This is a genomic window from Candidatus Accumulibacter phosphatis (genome assembly GCF_012939955.1).
Taxonomy (GTDB): domain Bacteria; phylum Pseudomonadota; class Gammaproteobacteria; order Burkholderiales; family Rhodocyclaceae; genus Accumulibacter; species Accumulibacter delftensis.
In genome coordinates, this window is sequence record NZ_SPMY01000123.1 from 1 (window position 1) to 15,382 (window position 15,382).

Annotated in this window: 11 protein-coding genes and 2 pseudogenes; 8 read left to right on the forward strand and 5 right to left on the reverse strand. The window is 59.7% G+C overall.

Features of this window, described 5'->3' with window-relative positions:
* On the reverse strand, positions 1-435 hold a 435-nt coding region (locus tag E4Q23_RS22790; protein ID WP_169068701.1), incomplete at its 3' end, for a hypothetical protein.
* Positions 436-809: 374 nt separating this feature from the next.
* On the opposite strand from E4Q23_RS22790, the gene E4Q23_RS22795 reads away from it, so the two are divergent.
* Complete coding sequence (locus E4Q23_RS22795) at positions 810-3,311, forward strand: DEAD/DEAH box helicase (RefSeq protein WP_169068702.1); 2,502 nt, start codon at positions 810-812, stop codon at positions 3,309-3,311.
* Positions 3,312-3,491: 180 nt separating this feature from the next.
* Here the strand turns inward: E4Q23_RS22795 and E4Q23_RS22800 are convergent.
* Positions 3,492-3,620: pseudogene (locus tag E4Q23_RS22800) on the reverse strand (Tn3 family transposase); the annotation flags it as partial.
* A gap of 6 nt (positions 3,621-3,626) precedes the next feature.
* A complete protein-coding gene (locus E4Q23_RS22805) occupies positions 3,627-4,064 on the reverse strand; it encodes a DUF2721 domain-containing protein (protein WP_169068703.1) in 438 nt (145 codons plus the stop codon).
* Positions 4,065-4,501: 437 nt separating this feature from the next.
* Between E4Q23_RS22805 and E4Q23_RS22810 the strand changes: the two genes are divergently transcribed.
* Genes E4Q23_RS22810 through E4Q23_RS22840 form a run of 7 tightly spaced genes read left to right on the forward strand, consistent with a single transcriptional unit; the run spans position 4,502 to position 13,377 of the window.
* A complete protein-coding gene (locus E4Q23_RS22810; RefSeq protein WP_169068704.1) occupies positions 4,502-6,001 on the forward strand; it encodes a type I restriction-modification system subunit M in 1,500 nt (499 codons plus the stop codon).
* Positions 5,998-6,210: a hypothetical protein gene (locus E4Q23_RS24420; protein ID WP_169068705.1), complete on the forward strand. Its 213-nt coding sequence runs from the start codon at positions 5,998-6,000 to the stop codon at positions 6,208-6,210. Before E4Q23_RS22810 ends, E4Q23_RS24420 begins: the two co-directional genes overlap by 4 nt.
* Entirely contained in the window at positions 6,203-7,744 is a 1,542-nt protein-coding gene (locus E4Q23_RS22820) for a type I restriction-modification system subunit M (protein ID WP_169068706.1), read from the forward strand. Before E4Q23_RS24420 ends, E4Q23_RS22820 begins: the two co-directional genes overlap by 8 nt.
* A gap of 29 nt (positions 7,745-7,773) precedes the next feature.
* Positions 7,774-8,103, forward strand: a complete 330-nt coding sequence (locus E4Q23_RS22825; RefSeq protein WP_169068707.1) for a type II toxin-antitoxin system RelE/ParE family toxin — start codon at positions 7,774-7,776, stop codon at positions 8,101-8,103.
* Complete coding sequence (locus tag E4Q23_RS22830) at positions 8,096-9,220, forward strand: helix-turn-helix domain-containing protein (RefSeq protein WP_169068708.1); 1,125 nt, start codon at positions 8,096-8,098, stop codon at positions 9,218-9,220. The genes E4Q23_RS22825 and E4Q23_RS22830 overlap by 8 nt, the downstream gene beginning before the upstream one ends.
* The gene (locus E4Q23_RS22835; RefSeq protein WP_169068709.1) at positions 9,213-10,385 is read left to right on the forward strand and encodes a restriction endonuclease subunit S; all 1,173 of its coding nucleotides are present in this window, start codon (positions 9,213-9,215) and stop codon (positions 10,383-10,385) included. Before E4Q23_RS22830 ends, E4Q23_RS22835 begins: the two co-directional genes overlap by 8 nt.
* Positions 10,375-13,377: a type I restriction endonuclease subunit R gene (locus E4Q23_RS22840; protein ID WP_169068710.1), complete on the forward strand. Its 3,003-nt coding sequence runs from the start codon at positions 10,375-10,377 to the stop codon at positions 13,375-13,377. The genes E4Q23_RS22835 and E4Q23_RS22840 overlap by 11 nt, the downstream gene beginning before the upstream one ends.
* A gap of 521 nt (positions 13,378-13,898) precedes the next feature.
* Here E4Q23_RS22840 and E4Q23_RS22850 read toward each other — a convergent pair.
* Together E4Q23_RS22850 and E4Q23_RS24425 are read right to left on the reverse strand one after the other, a co-directional pair.
* On the reverse strand, positions 13,899-14,585 hold the full coding sequence (locus E4Q23_RS22850) for a hypothetical protein (RefSeq protein WP_169068711.1): 687 nt from the start codon (positions 14,583-14,585) through the stop codon (positions 13,899-13,901).
* A gap of 327 nt (positions 14,586-14,912) precedes the next feature.
* Positions 14,913-15,382: pseudogene (locus E4Q23_RS24425) on the reverse strand (transposase); the annotation flags it as partial.

A 15,382-nucleotide genomic window follows, 5' to 3' on the forward strand; every position in this document is an offset into this window, starting at 1 on the left:
GCGATAGGTGATCAGCGTCGAGGGTTTGACGCCACGGTGAATTTGCATCCAGTGCTCGAATGCGGCCACCAGTTCCGGCGGAGCTAGCGCCGCCTTGGTAGCGACGATGCCTTGCTGGGCGCGAAGAAACTCCGTGAACTGTTTCGCGCCGCGCCAGTAGATCGAATGCTGTCCCTTCGTGCCATGCAGCCGACCCTGCTTGGCCAAATGATCGCAGAAGGTATTCCAAACACCTTCGTGCAAGGAAGTCAGGTCACCACCGGCCACCTGCATCCAGTTGGCGAAGCCGACCGCCCCAAGGAGAAGATGCCGGATGGCGTCTTTGCAATAACCCCGTTTCACCAACCAGTCAGTGAAAGGGTCTAGATAGGGACCGACAGGTCCCGCATAATACCCCGCGCGCGTTGCTGGGCGCGTGAAATAGGTCGTAAGCATACTGTCCTCCTTTGGCTAACCAACCGTTCAAGGACGACAGTAATATGCCGAGAAAACCGGCAAAAGAAACCGCTGCAACCACCTGATTTCAAGGCAAATGCTGCCGCCCTAGGAAAGAATACTCCTCATATTCCTGGACTCTGCATATCCCAGAATATGCGGTGCACTACATATTCTGGGGTTCCGGCTTACAACCCCATCTTCCGGTTGCAGCGTGGGACTCGGCCATCGTTTCAACCTCGAATAGCTTGGGCCGAGGAGTCTAAATTAGTACCGGACGTAACACCGGGAAGAACAGCTCCTCTGAAGGTAAGTGTGAACCAGCTGATCATGTATCGTCGTGAGTGATAGTAAAAGCAGAGGAGGTAACCATAATGGTTGATTTCAACAAACTCAGGTCGCAGTCACAGAGGGCCGTACCTGTGGATCCGCTGGAGATCTTCCGGCGTTTGCCCAAGCCACAGGGCATCAACGACCTATACACCAGCCAAGCCGAGGTGCTGGAGGCATGGTTCAAGCGTAAGGACGAGCGGGATACGGTTGTGAAACTGCATACCGGTGGCGGCAAGACTCTGGTCGGCCTACTGATGGCGCAGTCGACGCTGAATGAACTTAAGGAGCCGGTGCTCTATCTGGCACCTACAACGCAGTTGGTCAAGCAGACGCTGGAGAAGGCGAGGTCACTGGGAATCACCGCCGTGCCATACGTCCGTGGGCAGCCTCTGGCGGACGACTTCGTGAACGGCAAGGCCATGATGGTGGCGTCCTACAAGGCACTATTCAACGGCTTCAGCAAGTTTGGTGTTAGAGGGGGCCGGATGCATGTCAAGGCGGGGGCAGTGATCCTCGATGACGCTCATGTGGCCTTCTCGGTTGTGCGCGATTCGTTCACGCTGGAAGTCACGGCCAAGAGAGATAGGGAGCAATATGACGCGCTGTGCACGCTGTTCCGGTCTGCATTCAAGAACATGGATCGGCTAGGCACCTTCGACGATACCGTCTCCGGGCTCAGCAACGTCGTGATTGAAGTTCCGTATTGGGCATGGCACGAACAGATCGATACGGCCCGCGGGCTGCTGCGCGGCGATGGAAAAGACACCCCATACGCTTGGCCGCTGCTGCGCGATAACCTGCATCTTTGCCATGGGCTCATCAGCAGCGAAGCATTCACAGTGACGCCGGTGCTTCCGTTGGTGAATAGCTTCCCAACCTTCGCAGACGCACCGCGCCGCATCTACATGTCGGCCACAATCGCGGACGATAGCGAGATCGTGCGCACATTCGACGCCGAGCCCAAGCATGTCAACAGTGCCCTGACGTCGCGATCGCTGGCAGGCATCAGCGAGCGCATGATCCTTATTCCAAGCTTGATGAAGTTTGAGTTCGACACGACCAAGGTCACGAAGGAGCTGCTAAAGAAGGTCGCGGGCGACAACCTCGGCGCCGTCGTTCTTGTGCCCTCAAACTTCGCAGCCAAGGCCTGGGAGGACGTTGCGGAGTTCGCCGAAGGCTCGGACAAAGTCGATCCTATGGTCGAGGAATTGCAGGCGCGCGCGACCAGCGGCCCTGTTGTCTTCGCGAGCCGCTACGACGGCATCGACTTGCCAGGAGATTCCTGCCGGCTACTTGTTATGGAAGGTCTTCCGGCTGGCACCTCCGACTATGAGCAGTTGCGTGCGGCCACCCTGTATGGTGGCGCGACCATCAGCCGTATGTTGGCGCAACGCATTGAGCAGGGCATTGGCCGGGGCGCGCGTGGAGCGGGCGACCACTGCGTCGTGCTGCTTGCCGGCTCGGACTTGGCGGGCTGGATCGCCAAGGATGCAAACTTCAAGCTGCTGACCAGCGCGACCCGGGCGCAGCTCGATATGGGTTCGACGGTCAGCAAGGAAGTTAAGGACGTCAACGATCTGGCAAACACGATCGCGATGAGCATCCGCAGGGATGCTGGTTGGGTCGAGTACCACGCGGCAACGCTTGCAGAGAACGTGAAGCAGGAGGCGCCCGATCCCAAGCGCTTTGACGTGGCTGCGGCCGAGCGCAAGGCTTTCAACAACTGGGCTGACGGCTACTACAACAAAGCGATCGCCAAGTTGGATCAGGTCGTGAGCTCCAAGGAGGCACTTGACGACCAGACGCGCGGCTGGCTGCTCCAGTTAGCAGGACGTATCGCAAGCAACTGGGGCCAAAACGAGCGCAGCGACGAATTGCAGCGCTCCGCATTTGGCGCTAATCGCAACCTTATGCGCCCACGCGTCATGCCTCCTTACCGTGCGTTGCCAATGCCGGGGACGCAGGGTGCTGCTATCGCGTACCAGCTACGCGGCTACCGCATGCGACGAGGCCTGCTGCAACGCTTCGAACAAGTGGCCTCGAGGCTCAATGCCAACGCCTCTGCAAATCAGTTCGAGCAGGCCTTGGCGGACCTCGGTGAACTTATTGGCCTGTCGGCAGAGCGCCATGACGATGGCGGCGAAGGGCCGGACGTGCTGTGGCTGCTGCCAAACAAGATCGCACTGATCTTGGAAGCCAAGAGCCGCAAGTTGGATAAGAATCCGTTGACGAAAGAGGAGCACGGCCAACTACTAGTCGCACAGCAGTGGTTCGAAAAGAACTACGACGGGTATACCAGCCTGCGCGTGGTCGTTCATCCGACGAACAAGGCGACCCCCGCAGCTGCGGCCCACGAAAGCTATGCATTGACGCTGGACCGCCTGACGGCAATGGTTGCCGATGCGCGCACCCTGTTGACGGAGCTGTGCGAGTCTCAGCTCACCGACATCGAGCTAGAAGGGCAATGCCAGCAGCTGATCGAACGGTCATCGATCCGTGCAGACAGACTGAGCGGGTACCTAGCGGCCTTCGTTGAAGGCTAGTTGGGGTACAACAAGCAGTCGTGTCATCAGCAGCCATTTGGACTCTCGTTAGCATGCTCGGACGCTACTTGTTCTCGGTGCCAGAGGCTATTGCGCGAGGCGAGCTACGGCCACTGGGCAGAGCGAATGATGGCTGAGCGGGCCTTAAGTCGGTTCGCGGTTCCATTGTTCCCCGAACCCCAGATAGACTGTGTTCCAAAGCACGATGGCCGCCGTCACCAGGTTGAGACCGCTGGCCCGGTATCGCTGCTGCTCGAAGCTGCGGTCGCGGATTTCGCCAAGCCGGTTGAAGAACACGGCGCGGGCCAGCCGCACTCACGGCTCCCAGTGCGTACCAGTGCGCACTGCGAGGTAAACCTCGCGCAGGAACAGCCCCAACCCGATGATCATCGATCCCATGGACGCCATGAAAGTCACCGCCACAGTGGCCGCCAGCTCGACTTTGATCAGCGTACCGGCGAAGGCGCCGGCGACCACTAGGCAGATCAGCAGCGCACTAAATGCTTCGCAGAACATCGCCATGTAAACCAGATTCCCGCGGCGCCTCAGCAACCCTAGCTCGCGCTCTGCGGCTTCGTAGTTACAAGCCTCTGGAGCGTCCTGGAGGCGCTTGCGGATCGCTCGTCGGCGGTCGACGATACGTCCCAGGCGAACGTTCATCGCGTTGATCAGGGTGGCGATTCCGGTCAGCAGGAAGACCGGCGCGACTGCGAGTTGAATGGCGTGCGAGAGATCGGCGAGGTGGGCAGGCATGGGCAGATGCTATCCCGTTGTGAACACCGTGCATACGGTCGACGGTCATGCAGCCTGATACCAGCCACCTAATGGCAATAGCCTGAACGGCTCTTCCGGCTGACCCACTGTCTGTGGGTAGCCGCGCCCAATGGCCGCTGTACGCAGCTCCTTGTCCTTGAGGCACCAGAAGGTCGAATGACGGCTGCGGGTTGGTGGCGGCCTCACATGTGCGGCTGACATATGGATGCTCCGCGCTGCCGTGTTCGCAACACAGCTTCCTGGGAAACGCCTGTCAGCAAGCCTAACTCCGTAGCTTGCCCCCGTCGCAGAGCACCCCTGTCCCGTTGTATCGGACGCTCTTGGCGTACGATTTCTTCCGTTTTCTGGGGTGACCCCTGATACGTCTTTTGTGATGGGATAATGGCCGCCGGCACAAGAACAACAACTGGCGAGTGATGGGGCAGAAACAGACCGTTAGCGTGGAGCAACTGGAGTCCCACCTCTGGGAGTCTGCCAACATCCTTCGCGGTCCAGTGGATGCGGCCGACTTCAAGACTTACATCTTCCCGCTGCTGTTCCTCAAGCGAATCTGCGATGTCTGGGACGAGGAGTACGACGAGATCGTCGCCGACACCGGGGATGCCGAACTGGCCTGGTTCCCAGAGTCTCACCGCTTCCAGATTCCCGACGAATGCCACTGGAACGAAGTGCGCGCGGTCGCCAGCAACGTTGGCAATGCCCTGCAGCGGGCGATGCGCGAGGTCGAGAAGGCCAACCCCGACACCCTCTACGGCGTCTTCGGCGACGCTCAGTGGACGAACAAGGAGCGGCTGTCCGATGCACTGCTCAAAGACCTGATCGAGCACTTCTCCCGGCTTTCCTTCGGCAATCTCGACATCAGCAGCGATGTCGTCGGCGATGCCTACGAATATCTGATCAAGAAATTCGCCGACGCCACCAACAAGAAAGCCGGCGAGTTCTACACCCCGCGCAGCATTGTCCGCTTGATGATCGAGATGCTCGATCCCCGCGAGGGCGAGACCATCTACGACCCGGCGTGCGGAACCGGCGGCATGTTGCTCGCCGCCGTCCAGCACGTTAAGGATCGGCACGGCGATGTCAAGCGTCTGTGGGGCAAGCTCTTCGGCCAGGAGAAGAACCTCACCACGTCGTCGATCGCGCGCATGAACCTCTTCCTGCACGGCATTGAGGACTTCCAGATCGTGCGCGGCGACACCCTACGCAACCCGGTCTTCTTCGACGGCGATCGCCTCGCCAACTTCGACTGCGTGCTCGCCAATCCGCCTTTCTCCCTCGAAAAATGGGGCGAAGAACTGTGGATCAAGGACCCCTTCGGGCGTAACTTCGCCGGCCTGCCCCCTTCGAGCTCGGGCGACTTCGCCTGGGTGCAGCACATGGTGAAGTCGATGGCTGCGGTCACCGGACGCATGGCCGTCGTGTTACCGCAGGGTGCACTGTTCCGCAAAGGCGCCGAGGGGACGATTCGGCAGAAGCTGCTGGAGATGGACTTGATCGAGGCCGTCATCGGCCTGGCGCCCAACCTGTTCTACGGCACCGGTCTCGCCGCGTGCATTCTCGTCCTGCGCCAGAGGAAGCCCCGTCAACGCCGCCAGAAAGTCCTGATTGCCGACGCCTCGCGCCTGTTCCGACGTGGCCGGGCCCAGAACTTCCTGCAAGCCGAGCACGCCCTGGAGATTCAAGGCTGGTTCGAGAAATTCGTGGATGTCCCGGATACGGCTCGGGTGGTCGCTCTCGATGAGATCAAGGCCGAAGACTGGACACTCAACATCTCGCGCTACGTGTTGCCTCCACTGCAGGACGACATCCCGCCGCTCCCGGAAGCGATCGCCGCGTTCAAGGCGGCGCTCGCCCATTGCCGCGAAACCGAAGACCGTCTGACCAGGGTCATGACCGAGGGAGGCTGGCTGCAATGAAGCTCAGGAAATACATCTGCCCCGCCTGCCGACAGAAGACCGGCGTCGATATCCTCTATGGACACCCCAGCTACGAAGCATTCGAAATGGCCGAACGGGGCGAAGTGGCGCTCGGCGGCGGCGGCATCGACCTGGAAGGACCGGAGCGCAAATGCACCGCGTGCGAGCGCGAGTGGCGGATCACGCGCCAGGAGACGAAGTTTGCATAAGCGCATCAGCCAGCAGGCGCTCGAATCCTACCTCTGGGGCGCGGCTGTCCTCCTGCGCGGGCTGATCGACGCCGGCGACTACAAGCAGTTCATCTTCCCGCTGCTCTTCTTCAAGCGCGTCTCGGATACCTGGGATGAGGAATATCAGGCGGCCCTGGCCGATTCCAACGGCGATCTTTCGTATGCCGAGTTCGCCGAGAACCACCGTTTCCAGATCCCGGAGGGCGCGCACTGGAATGATGTCCGTCAGCAGCCGAAGAATGTCGGCCAGGCCATCCAGACCGCACTACGCCAATTGGAGGCCACCAACCCGGAACTTCTCGCGGGCATCTTCGGCGATTCTCCCTGGACCAACCGCGAGCGCCTGCCAGACGCGACGCTCAAGAACCTGATCGAGCACTTCTCGACCCAGACGCTGTCGGTCGCCAACGTCCCCGAGGACGAACTCGGCAACGCCTACGAATTCCTGATCAAAAAATTCGCCGACGACTCGGGCCACACCGCCGCCGAGTTCTACACCAACCGCACCGTCGTCCATCTGATGACGCAACTGCTCGCCCCTCAGGCCGGCGAATCGATCTACGACCCGACCTGCGGCACCGGCGGCATGCTCATATCGGCGCTGGTCGAAGTGAAGCGCACCGGCGGCGAATACCGCACACTCAAACTCTACGGGCAGGAGCGCAATCTGATCACCTCGGGCATTGCCCGGATGAACCTCTTCCTGCACGGCGTCGAAAACTTCCAGATCATCCGCGGCGATACGCTCGCCGACCCCAGGCACATCGAGGGCGATGGCCTGCGCAAGTTCGACGTCGTCCTCGCCAATCCCCCCTATTCGATCAAGCAATGGAATCGGGCGGCGTGGGAGACGGACAAGTGGGGCCGCAACTTCCTTGGCACGCCGCCGCAAGGCCGCGCCGACTACGCCTTCCAGCAACACATCCTCGCCAGCCTGAGCGAGAGAGGTCGCTGCGCAGTCCTCTGGCCGCACGGTGTGCTGTTCCGCAATGAAGAGCAAGCCATGCGCGCCAGGATGGTCGAGCAGGATTGGGTCGAGGCAGTGATCGGTCTGGGACCGAACCTGTTCTACAACTCGCCGATGGAAGCGTGCATCGTCGTTTGCAGCCGCCGAAAAGCAGCGGCGCGCAAGGGCAAAGTGCTGTTTGTCGACGCCTTGCATGCAGTAACCAGGGAGCGCGCGCAAAGCTTCCTGAAGCCCGAGCATCAGCAGCGCATCCTGACCGCTTACAGGACTTTTGCAGATGTCCCCGGTTTCGCCAAGGTTGCCACCCTGGCCGAGATCGGCGCGAACGTGGGCAACCTCTCGATCCCGCTGTATGTGAAGTGCGTTGCGGTAGCGCCCGCGACCGACAGCGATGATGATGTAGCGTCGCTGCGCTCCGCCTGGAATCAATGGCAAGCCGATGGCAGGGCGTTCTGGCTGCAAATGGATGCTTTGGTGCAAACACTGGATCGTTCTTGGACGCAGATAGAGCCTCGTAACGCACCAGTCGCGCAAAACTTTACCTGATTGGTAAAGATTGATAGTATGGAGCCACCTTGGAGATCACTTTTAGGGACAAGAAGGTCCGCGAATTGTGCGAAATTCGGGCCACTGCCGAGAAGGCACTCGGGAAACCCTGCGCACGCAAGTTGCGCACCCGCCTAGGCGATCTGGAAGCGGCCGCCAGCGTGGCGGATCTGATCGCTGGCAACCCCCATCCGCTTAAGGGCAATCGCGCAGGGCAATTCGCACTCGACCTCTTCGGCGGCCGGCGCCTCGTGTTCGCCCCGGACCACGACCCTTGTCCGGCCCGCCCCGATGGCGCCATCGACTGGTCTCTGGTCACCATCGTCTGTATCGGATTCATAGGGGATTACCATGACTGAAATGAATTCGCCCTTTGCGCCGGACTGGGTTTCTCCGCCTGGCGATACCATTCTTGAGCTGATCGAGGAGCGCGGCTGGACCCAGTCTGAGCTAGCCAAGCGGCTCGGCTATACCGAAAAACACGTCAGCCAGCTGCTTAACGGCAAAGTGCCGCTGACCGATGAAGCCGCCTTGCGCCTTGAGCGCGTGCTTGGCAGCAATGCGGGCTTCTGGTTAGCGCGCGAGGCCAAGTATCGCGAACACAGCGCCCGAATTGCGGCAGCTCAGGCCCAGTCTGACTGGGTGAGTTGGCTCGACGAACTACCGCTGAAGGAGTTGATGGCCAGCGGTGCCATCCCCAAGGTCCGTAACGATGCTAAACACAAGCCCGGCCTCGTTGACGCCTGCCTGCATTTTTTTGGCGTCGCCTCGCCGGATGACTGGCGCGTCCATTACGGCGGCATGCAGGTGGCTTTCCGGCGCAGCCGTGCCGAGCAGAGTGATATCGCCGCCATCTCTGCTTGGCTACGTTTGGGGGAGCAGCAAGTCGAAAAGTTGGACGGCCCGAAATACGACAAAGCTCGTTTCGAGAAGGCCCTCAAGACCATCCGCAACCTTACCTGCGAGCCGCCGAATATCTTCGAGCCGCGAATACGCAAGGCACTGTTTGACGCGGGGGTGACGCTGGTGCTAGTCCCCGCCATTCCCCGTGCCCATGTCAGCGGCGTCGCGCGTTGGCTTGGGCCCACTCGGCCGTTGATCCAGCTTTCACTCTATGGCAAGTCCAACGACAAGTTTTGGTTCACCTTCTTCCACGAGGCAGCACACATCCTGTTACACGCAAACAGCAAGGAAGAAAAGAAGTCCGTATTCCTGGACGATCCAAACGCCAGCCGTAGCGGTGATCCACAGGAACACGAAGCTAATCGATGGGCCGGAGATTGGCTGATTCCGGCCCAGTACAGCGATGCGTTAGTTGGTTTACGCAGCAAGGCAGCGGTGCAGTCCTTTGCCCGCCAGCTTGGCATTCACGCAGGTATTGTGGTCGGGCGCTTGCAGCACGATGGCCTGATCGAACCTTCGTGGATGAACGATCTCAAGCAGAGCTTCCGTTTCAAGGAAGGCGCGGATGCCTAAGCCTGAGAAGGCGTTAAAGTCGGGCTGGAAGGTTTGGCGCTTCGGAGAAATGGCCACCAACGTCAATATGCGCATCGACAATCCATCCAAATCCGGCATGGACCATTACGTCGGGCTGGAACATCTCGATCCTGATTCACTGCGCATTCGGCGCTGGGGCAGCCCCGCCGATGTACAAGCCACCAAGCTTTGTTTCAAGAAAGGCGACGTTATCTTTGCCCGGCGCCGCGCCTATCAGCGCAAACTGGGCGTTGCCGAGTTCGACGGCATCTGCTCGGCGCACGCAATGGTGCTGCGCCCCAAACCCGAGGTCGTTCTGCCCGAGTTCTTGCCGTTCTTCATGCAGAGCGATCTGTTCATGAATCGGGCCGTAGAAATTTCGGTGGGATCACTTTCGCCGACGATCAACTGGAAGACGATGGCGGTGCAAGAATTCACCATGCCGCCATTGGAGCAGCAACGGCAATTAGTCGGTCTGCTCGAAATCCTAAACTCCACCATTGAGTCGTATTCGGACCTCGCAATTGCATCTGAAGAACTACTTGAGTCGAGTAGAGACAAGTTCTTTTCAAGTACGGATCTAAAGCAAGAAAAGCTAGGCAATTTAGGGTCCGTTCGTTATGGAGTCGGCCAGCCTCCACCTCAAATTGATAACGGCGTGCCTATGATTAGGGCCACAAATATTGATCGTGGAAGAATTTCGACTAAGAACTTGATGCTTGTTGACTTCAATAAAGTCGCACCATCGCGTCGAATTTCTCTAGAAGAAGGCGATATCCTCGTTGTCCGTAGCGGCGCATATACGGGCGACTCAGCGATCATTGATCGCGAGTGGGCTGGTTCGCTGGCCGGTTACGACTTAGTTGTGTCGGTAAATCGAGAAAAGATGGACCCGCGATATGTCGCAGAATATCTTTTGGCAAAGCGCACCGTTGCTAGTGTTCTAACGGCCTTGAGCGCCCGCACCGCTCAGCCGCACCTTAATGCCGAAGATCTAGGCGGAGTACTGATTCCGATCGTCGCGAGGGAAGAGCAGGAGGCTCTTGTTCAGCGGTGGTCTGAATTGAAGGAAGCCAACAAGGCAGCGCTTTTACGTAAGGCAAGCGTTTCGAGGATGAAAGACTCAGTGATCGCCGGTACGTGGGAAGTCCTAGATGGCATTTAGCGAATCAAACACCGTTGAAGCCTACCTCCACGACCTGCTCGCCGGGCCGGCCAAGCACGTTCCAGCCAACGTCTTTCAGCAACCAAAAGCCATCTATGGGCGCAGCCATGGAGGCCTCGGTTGGCACCGTATCGCCGCCGCCGACATCCCCCGTCAAACCCAGGAAGTGCTGGTCGAGCCCTGGGTGCGCGAAGCGCTGATTCGCCTCAACCCGGAAATTTCTGCCGATCCGGAACTGGCCGACCAGGTGCTCTACAAGCTGCGCGCGATTATCCTTTCGGTTCGCTCCGATGGCCTGATTCGTGCCAACGAGGAATTCACGGCCTGGCTGCGGGGCGAACGTTCGATGCCTTTCGGCCAGAACAACGAGCATGTACCGGTGCGGCTGATCGACTTCGACGGCCTGGCGAACTCGCTCGACGAGAACCACTATGTCGTCACCCAGCAGTTCAGCTATCGTGCCGGCAGCACCGAGCGACGGGCCGACCTGGTGCTGTTGGTCAATGGCTTCCCGCTGGTGCTGATCGAGGCCAAGACGCCAACACGAGTAGCGGTAACCTGGGTCGATGGCGCGGTGCAGGTGCATGACGACTACGAGAAGTTCGTGCCGGAGCTCTTCGTCTGCAACGTCTTTTCGGTGGCTACCGACGGCAAGGAGTATCACTACGGTTCGCTCGGCTTGCCGGTCAAGGATTGGGGGCCGTGGCATCTTGAGTCGCCCTCATCCCCGACACCACTAGCGGGCGACGGCAGCCAGCTCAAAACCGTGAAGCTGGCGGTCGAAAGCATGCTGCGGCCGCATGTCGTCCTCGACATCCTGGCGAGTTTCACCCTGTTCGCCACCGACAAGAGAAAGTGCCGCTCCAAGATCATCTGCCGTTACCAGCAGTATGAGGCGGCCAACAAGATTGTCGAGCGAGTGCTGGCGGGCACCCCAAAGAAGGGCCTCATCTGGCATTTCCAAGGTTCCGGCAAGTCGCTGCTGATGGTCTTCGCCGCACAGAAGCTGCGCCTACACCCGGCGCTGCGGAACCCGACGGTAGTCATCGTCGTCGATCGCGTCGACCTCGACACCCAGATCACCGGCACTTTCACTGGAGCCGACATCCCGAACCTCGAAAAAGCCGAGACGCGGGACAGGCTGCAACAACTGCTGGCGCAGGACGTACGCAAGATCATCATCACCACGATCTTCAAGTTCGGCGAGGCGGACGGCGTCCTGAATCAGCGGCACAACATCATTGCCCTGGTCGATGAGGCGCACCGCACGCAGGAAGGCGACCTCGGGCGCAAGATGCGCGATGCCCTGCCCAATGCCTTCCTCTTCGGACTGACCGGCACGCCGATCAATCGCATCGACCGCAATACCTTCTATGCCTTCGGCGCCGATGAGGACGACAAGGGCTACCTCAGCCGCTACGGCTTCGAAGCATCGATCCGCGATGGGGCGACGCTCAAGCTGCACTTCGAGCCGCGCTTGCTGGAACTGCATATCGACAAGGCCGCCATCGACGCTGCTTTCAAGGAGATGACTGGCGGCCTCTCGGATCTCGACCGCGACAGCCTCGGCAAGACCGCCGCCAAGATGGCCGTGCTCGTCAAAACGCCGGAGCGCATCCGGCGAGTCTGCGAGGACATCGTCCAGCACTTCCAGAGCAAGGTCGAGCCGAACGGCTTCAAAGGCCAGATCGTCACCATCGACCGGGAGTCGTGCCTGCTCTACAAGGCCGAACTCGACAAGCTGTTGCCGCCGGAGGCTTCCGCAGTCGTCATGACGGTCAATGCCAACGAACCAGAGCGCAAGCTTTTCGCGCACACCCGTGACGAGGAGGAACGGCTGCTCGACCGCTTCCGCGACGCCAGGGATCCGCTGCAACTGCTGATCGTCACATCCAAGCTGCTCACCGGCTTCGATGCGCCGATCCTGCAAGCCATGTATCTCGACAAGCCGCTACGTGACCACACCCTGTTGCAGGCCATCTGTCGGGTCAATCGCACCTACTCCGAGCAAAAGACGCACGGTCTGATCGTCGATTATCTCGGTATCTTTGACGACGTCGCGAAAGCGCTGGAGTTCGACGACAAGAGCATGGCTGCGGTGGTGTCGAACATCCAGGAACTCAAGGATCGGCTACCGGAGGCCATGCAGAAGTGTCTGGCCTTCTTTGCCGGCGTCGATCGTACCGTCGAAGGCTACGAGGGCCTGATCGCGGCGCAGCAATGTCTGCCCAACAACGCGGTGCGCGACAACTTCGCCGCCGAATACAGCGTACTGGGAAGGCTGTGGGAAGCGATTTCGCCTGACACGCTTCTTGGCCAATACGCGAAGGACTACAAGTGGCTGTCGCAGGTCTATCAATCGGTGCAGCCTTCCAGCGGTCACGGCAGGCTGATCTGGCACGCCCTCGGCGCCAAGACCATCGAGCTGATTCACCAAAACGTGCATGTCGATGCAGTGCGCGACGATCTGGACACCCTGGTTCTCGATGCCGACCTGCTGGAAGCCGTGCTCTCAAACCCGGACCCCAAGAAAGGCAAGGAAATCGAGATCAAGGTCGCCCGGCGCCTGCGCAAGCATCTCGGCAACCCGAAATTCAAGGCTCTGTCAGAACGTCTGGATGCGCTGCGTGATCGCTTCGAGTCTGGCGTACTGAACAGTGTCGAATTCCTCAAGCAGCTCCTTCAGATCGCCAAGGAAGTGTTACAGGCCGAAAAAGAGACGCCACCCGAGGAGGACGTCGATCGCGGCAAGGCTGCGCTTACCGAACTGTTCAATGAGGTCAGGACCGCTGACACGCCGATCGTGGTCGAGCGAGTGGTGGCCGACATCGACGCAATCGTTCGCCTGGTGCGCTTCCCCGGCTGGCAGGACACCCTTTCCGGCGAGCGGGAAATCAAGAAGGCGCTACGCAAGGCGCTCTTCAAATACCAACTGCATGCCGAGGAGGAACTGTTCGAGAAGGCATTTGGCTACATTCGGCAGTACTACTGAGGCAAGCGCTTGATACGTGGCTAGCCCCGCTGCTTATTGAAGAAACATTTCGTGCGCAAGCTACTGATTTTCGCCCTCGTCGCCAGAGTTGGCAGCGCCGGCCACTACGAACGGTGTTCACCGTGCAGCCAACTTTGGCGGCAATCTTGCGCAGACTGAATCCGCGTTTCCGCGTCGACCTTTCAGCCATGAGGCGAGGTCTCCCCAGGTAAGAACGCGATCCTTCCCCGCGCAGCCGCCAGATTTACGCCGCCTGAGCCTTGACCACGAGAGCTTCGCGGATCATTGCCCGCTCGCCCTGCTCGGCTGCGCCTCGTATCTGGTTCTTGTCCATCGGCTCGCGGTTTCGCTCCACGCTTCCTCTCCACACTCGGTCGCCCTCGTGCAGTTGCGCTTCACTTCGTTTGCTGTGGTCAACTTACGGGAGGACGTTCACCTCCAAGATCTCGCGCATGCTCGGGGCGCACAACGAATCAGATCGTGGCTTCGCACGATCTATCCTTCTTCGTTAGGCCTCGCTGTTAGTTGGTGATGCGAAACCACTCGTCCTCCGATACTTCGCGATGCGGCTGAAGGGATATCGCATCAAAGTTCTTCGTTCCGCTGTAGTTGTGAAGAGTGAGGCTAGTCGGCATTTTGCTTGCGTCTACAGCCTTGAGGTCAATATTCAACTCGGGCTGGTAGTAGTAGATCAGTTGCGCCTCCGCATCTGACCACAGTGTTTCACGCAACACGGTGGGGTGTACCCATTCCAAGGGAATGTAGCGGTCTTCATCTGAGTAGATGGTCACTGTTGCCAGGTACAGGCGGGTACGCAGTCCTCGGTATTCCGGTCTGTGAAGGGCGGTGATCGTGGTGTGCCCCGCGTAGAACCGATGAGTTTCCGCATTCGTCTTCCCGATGTAGACGATTCGCTCCTCGGCCAAATCGCCTACGGTGAAGAAGTAGAGAGGCCAAGCGGGGCCCGGCGGCTCACCAAGAGCAGCAAGTACTGTCGCGCGCTCATTCAGTGATAACGCATGGCCTGGGCGGCTACGACCGAGCAACAGGCACGCCTGTGAGACATATGTCTTGGTGTCGATCCAGCTTTGCTTAAGTGTCTTCAGCGGCGTATGTGGCGCTTCATGCACCTCGAAGAACGTATCGAGAGCGACAAACACTAGCTTTGGGACGTGTACGTCGTACTCGTAGAATTCGAAGCCTTTCATGAAGAATCGCTCACCGTGAACCCATGATGTGAGCGGGCGAAAGACGTCAGAGTCGAGTGAGAGCTTTGCCATGCGGTCGGTTGTGCTTGCGAGGCGTAACGAATAGCGTTTATCTGCCGCCCCGAAAGCGCCAGACCCAGCCGCTGGCGGCTCGCGGCAGATAAACCTTGTTGGACTGAACCGCCGCGCTGCCGGTCGCTATGAGGATTGTAGGGCCGGACAGCCCGAAGTCAATCGTTTGGCAGGAAGCCGCCGGGCGGCCTAGCTGCTCATCGATAGGCAGCAAAGCTGGCGGAGGATCGACGAGCCGAGGCGCAGCCGGCAAACGCGGACTCGGAAGAGCACGTCGTTGCCTTCGATGCCGACGATCCGCTCGTTGGACATGGCCACCCGGTGCGTATAGCGGCCGAGGTAATCGAGCACCGCTTCCGGGTCACCGAGCGGCTGCTTGGCATGGACCACCCAGTCGTGAAGGTGGAGTCATTGCCTCAAGCGTTGCCAATCGGCAGGCGTGGCGACCATTCCTGCCAAGAGCCTGCCTTCATGTGTGCAACACCACAGAGAAGGCCGACACACCGCCCAGATGTCGCGGGTTGGCGGCGAATTCGGTGGGCGTTGCCGACACAGCGGCAAACAGCGTCTCGTAGAGCGATCGTGGCGCGGCCGCAATCAGGCCATTGAGGTCGTGCGGCAGCGTGAACACCAAGTGAAAGTAAGGCACCGGCAGCACTTCACACCGCCTTGCGGCAACCCTGCCCCCCTTCGCCCGGGTCTAGCATTGCGGGCAGTGCCGGTTC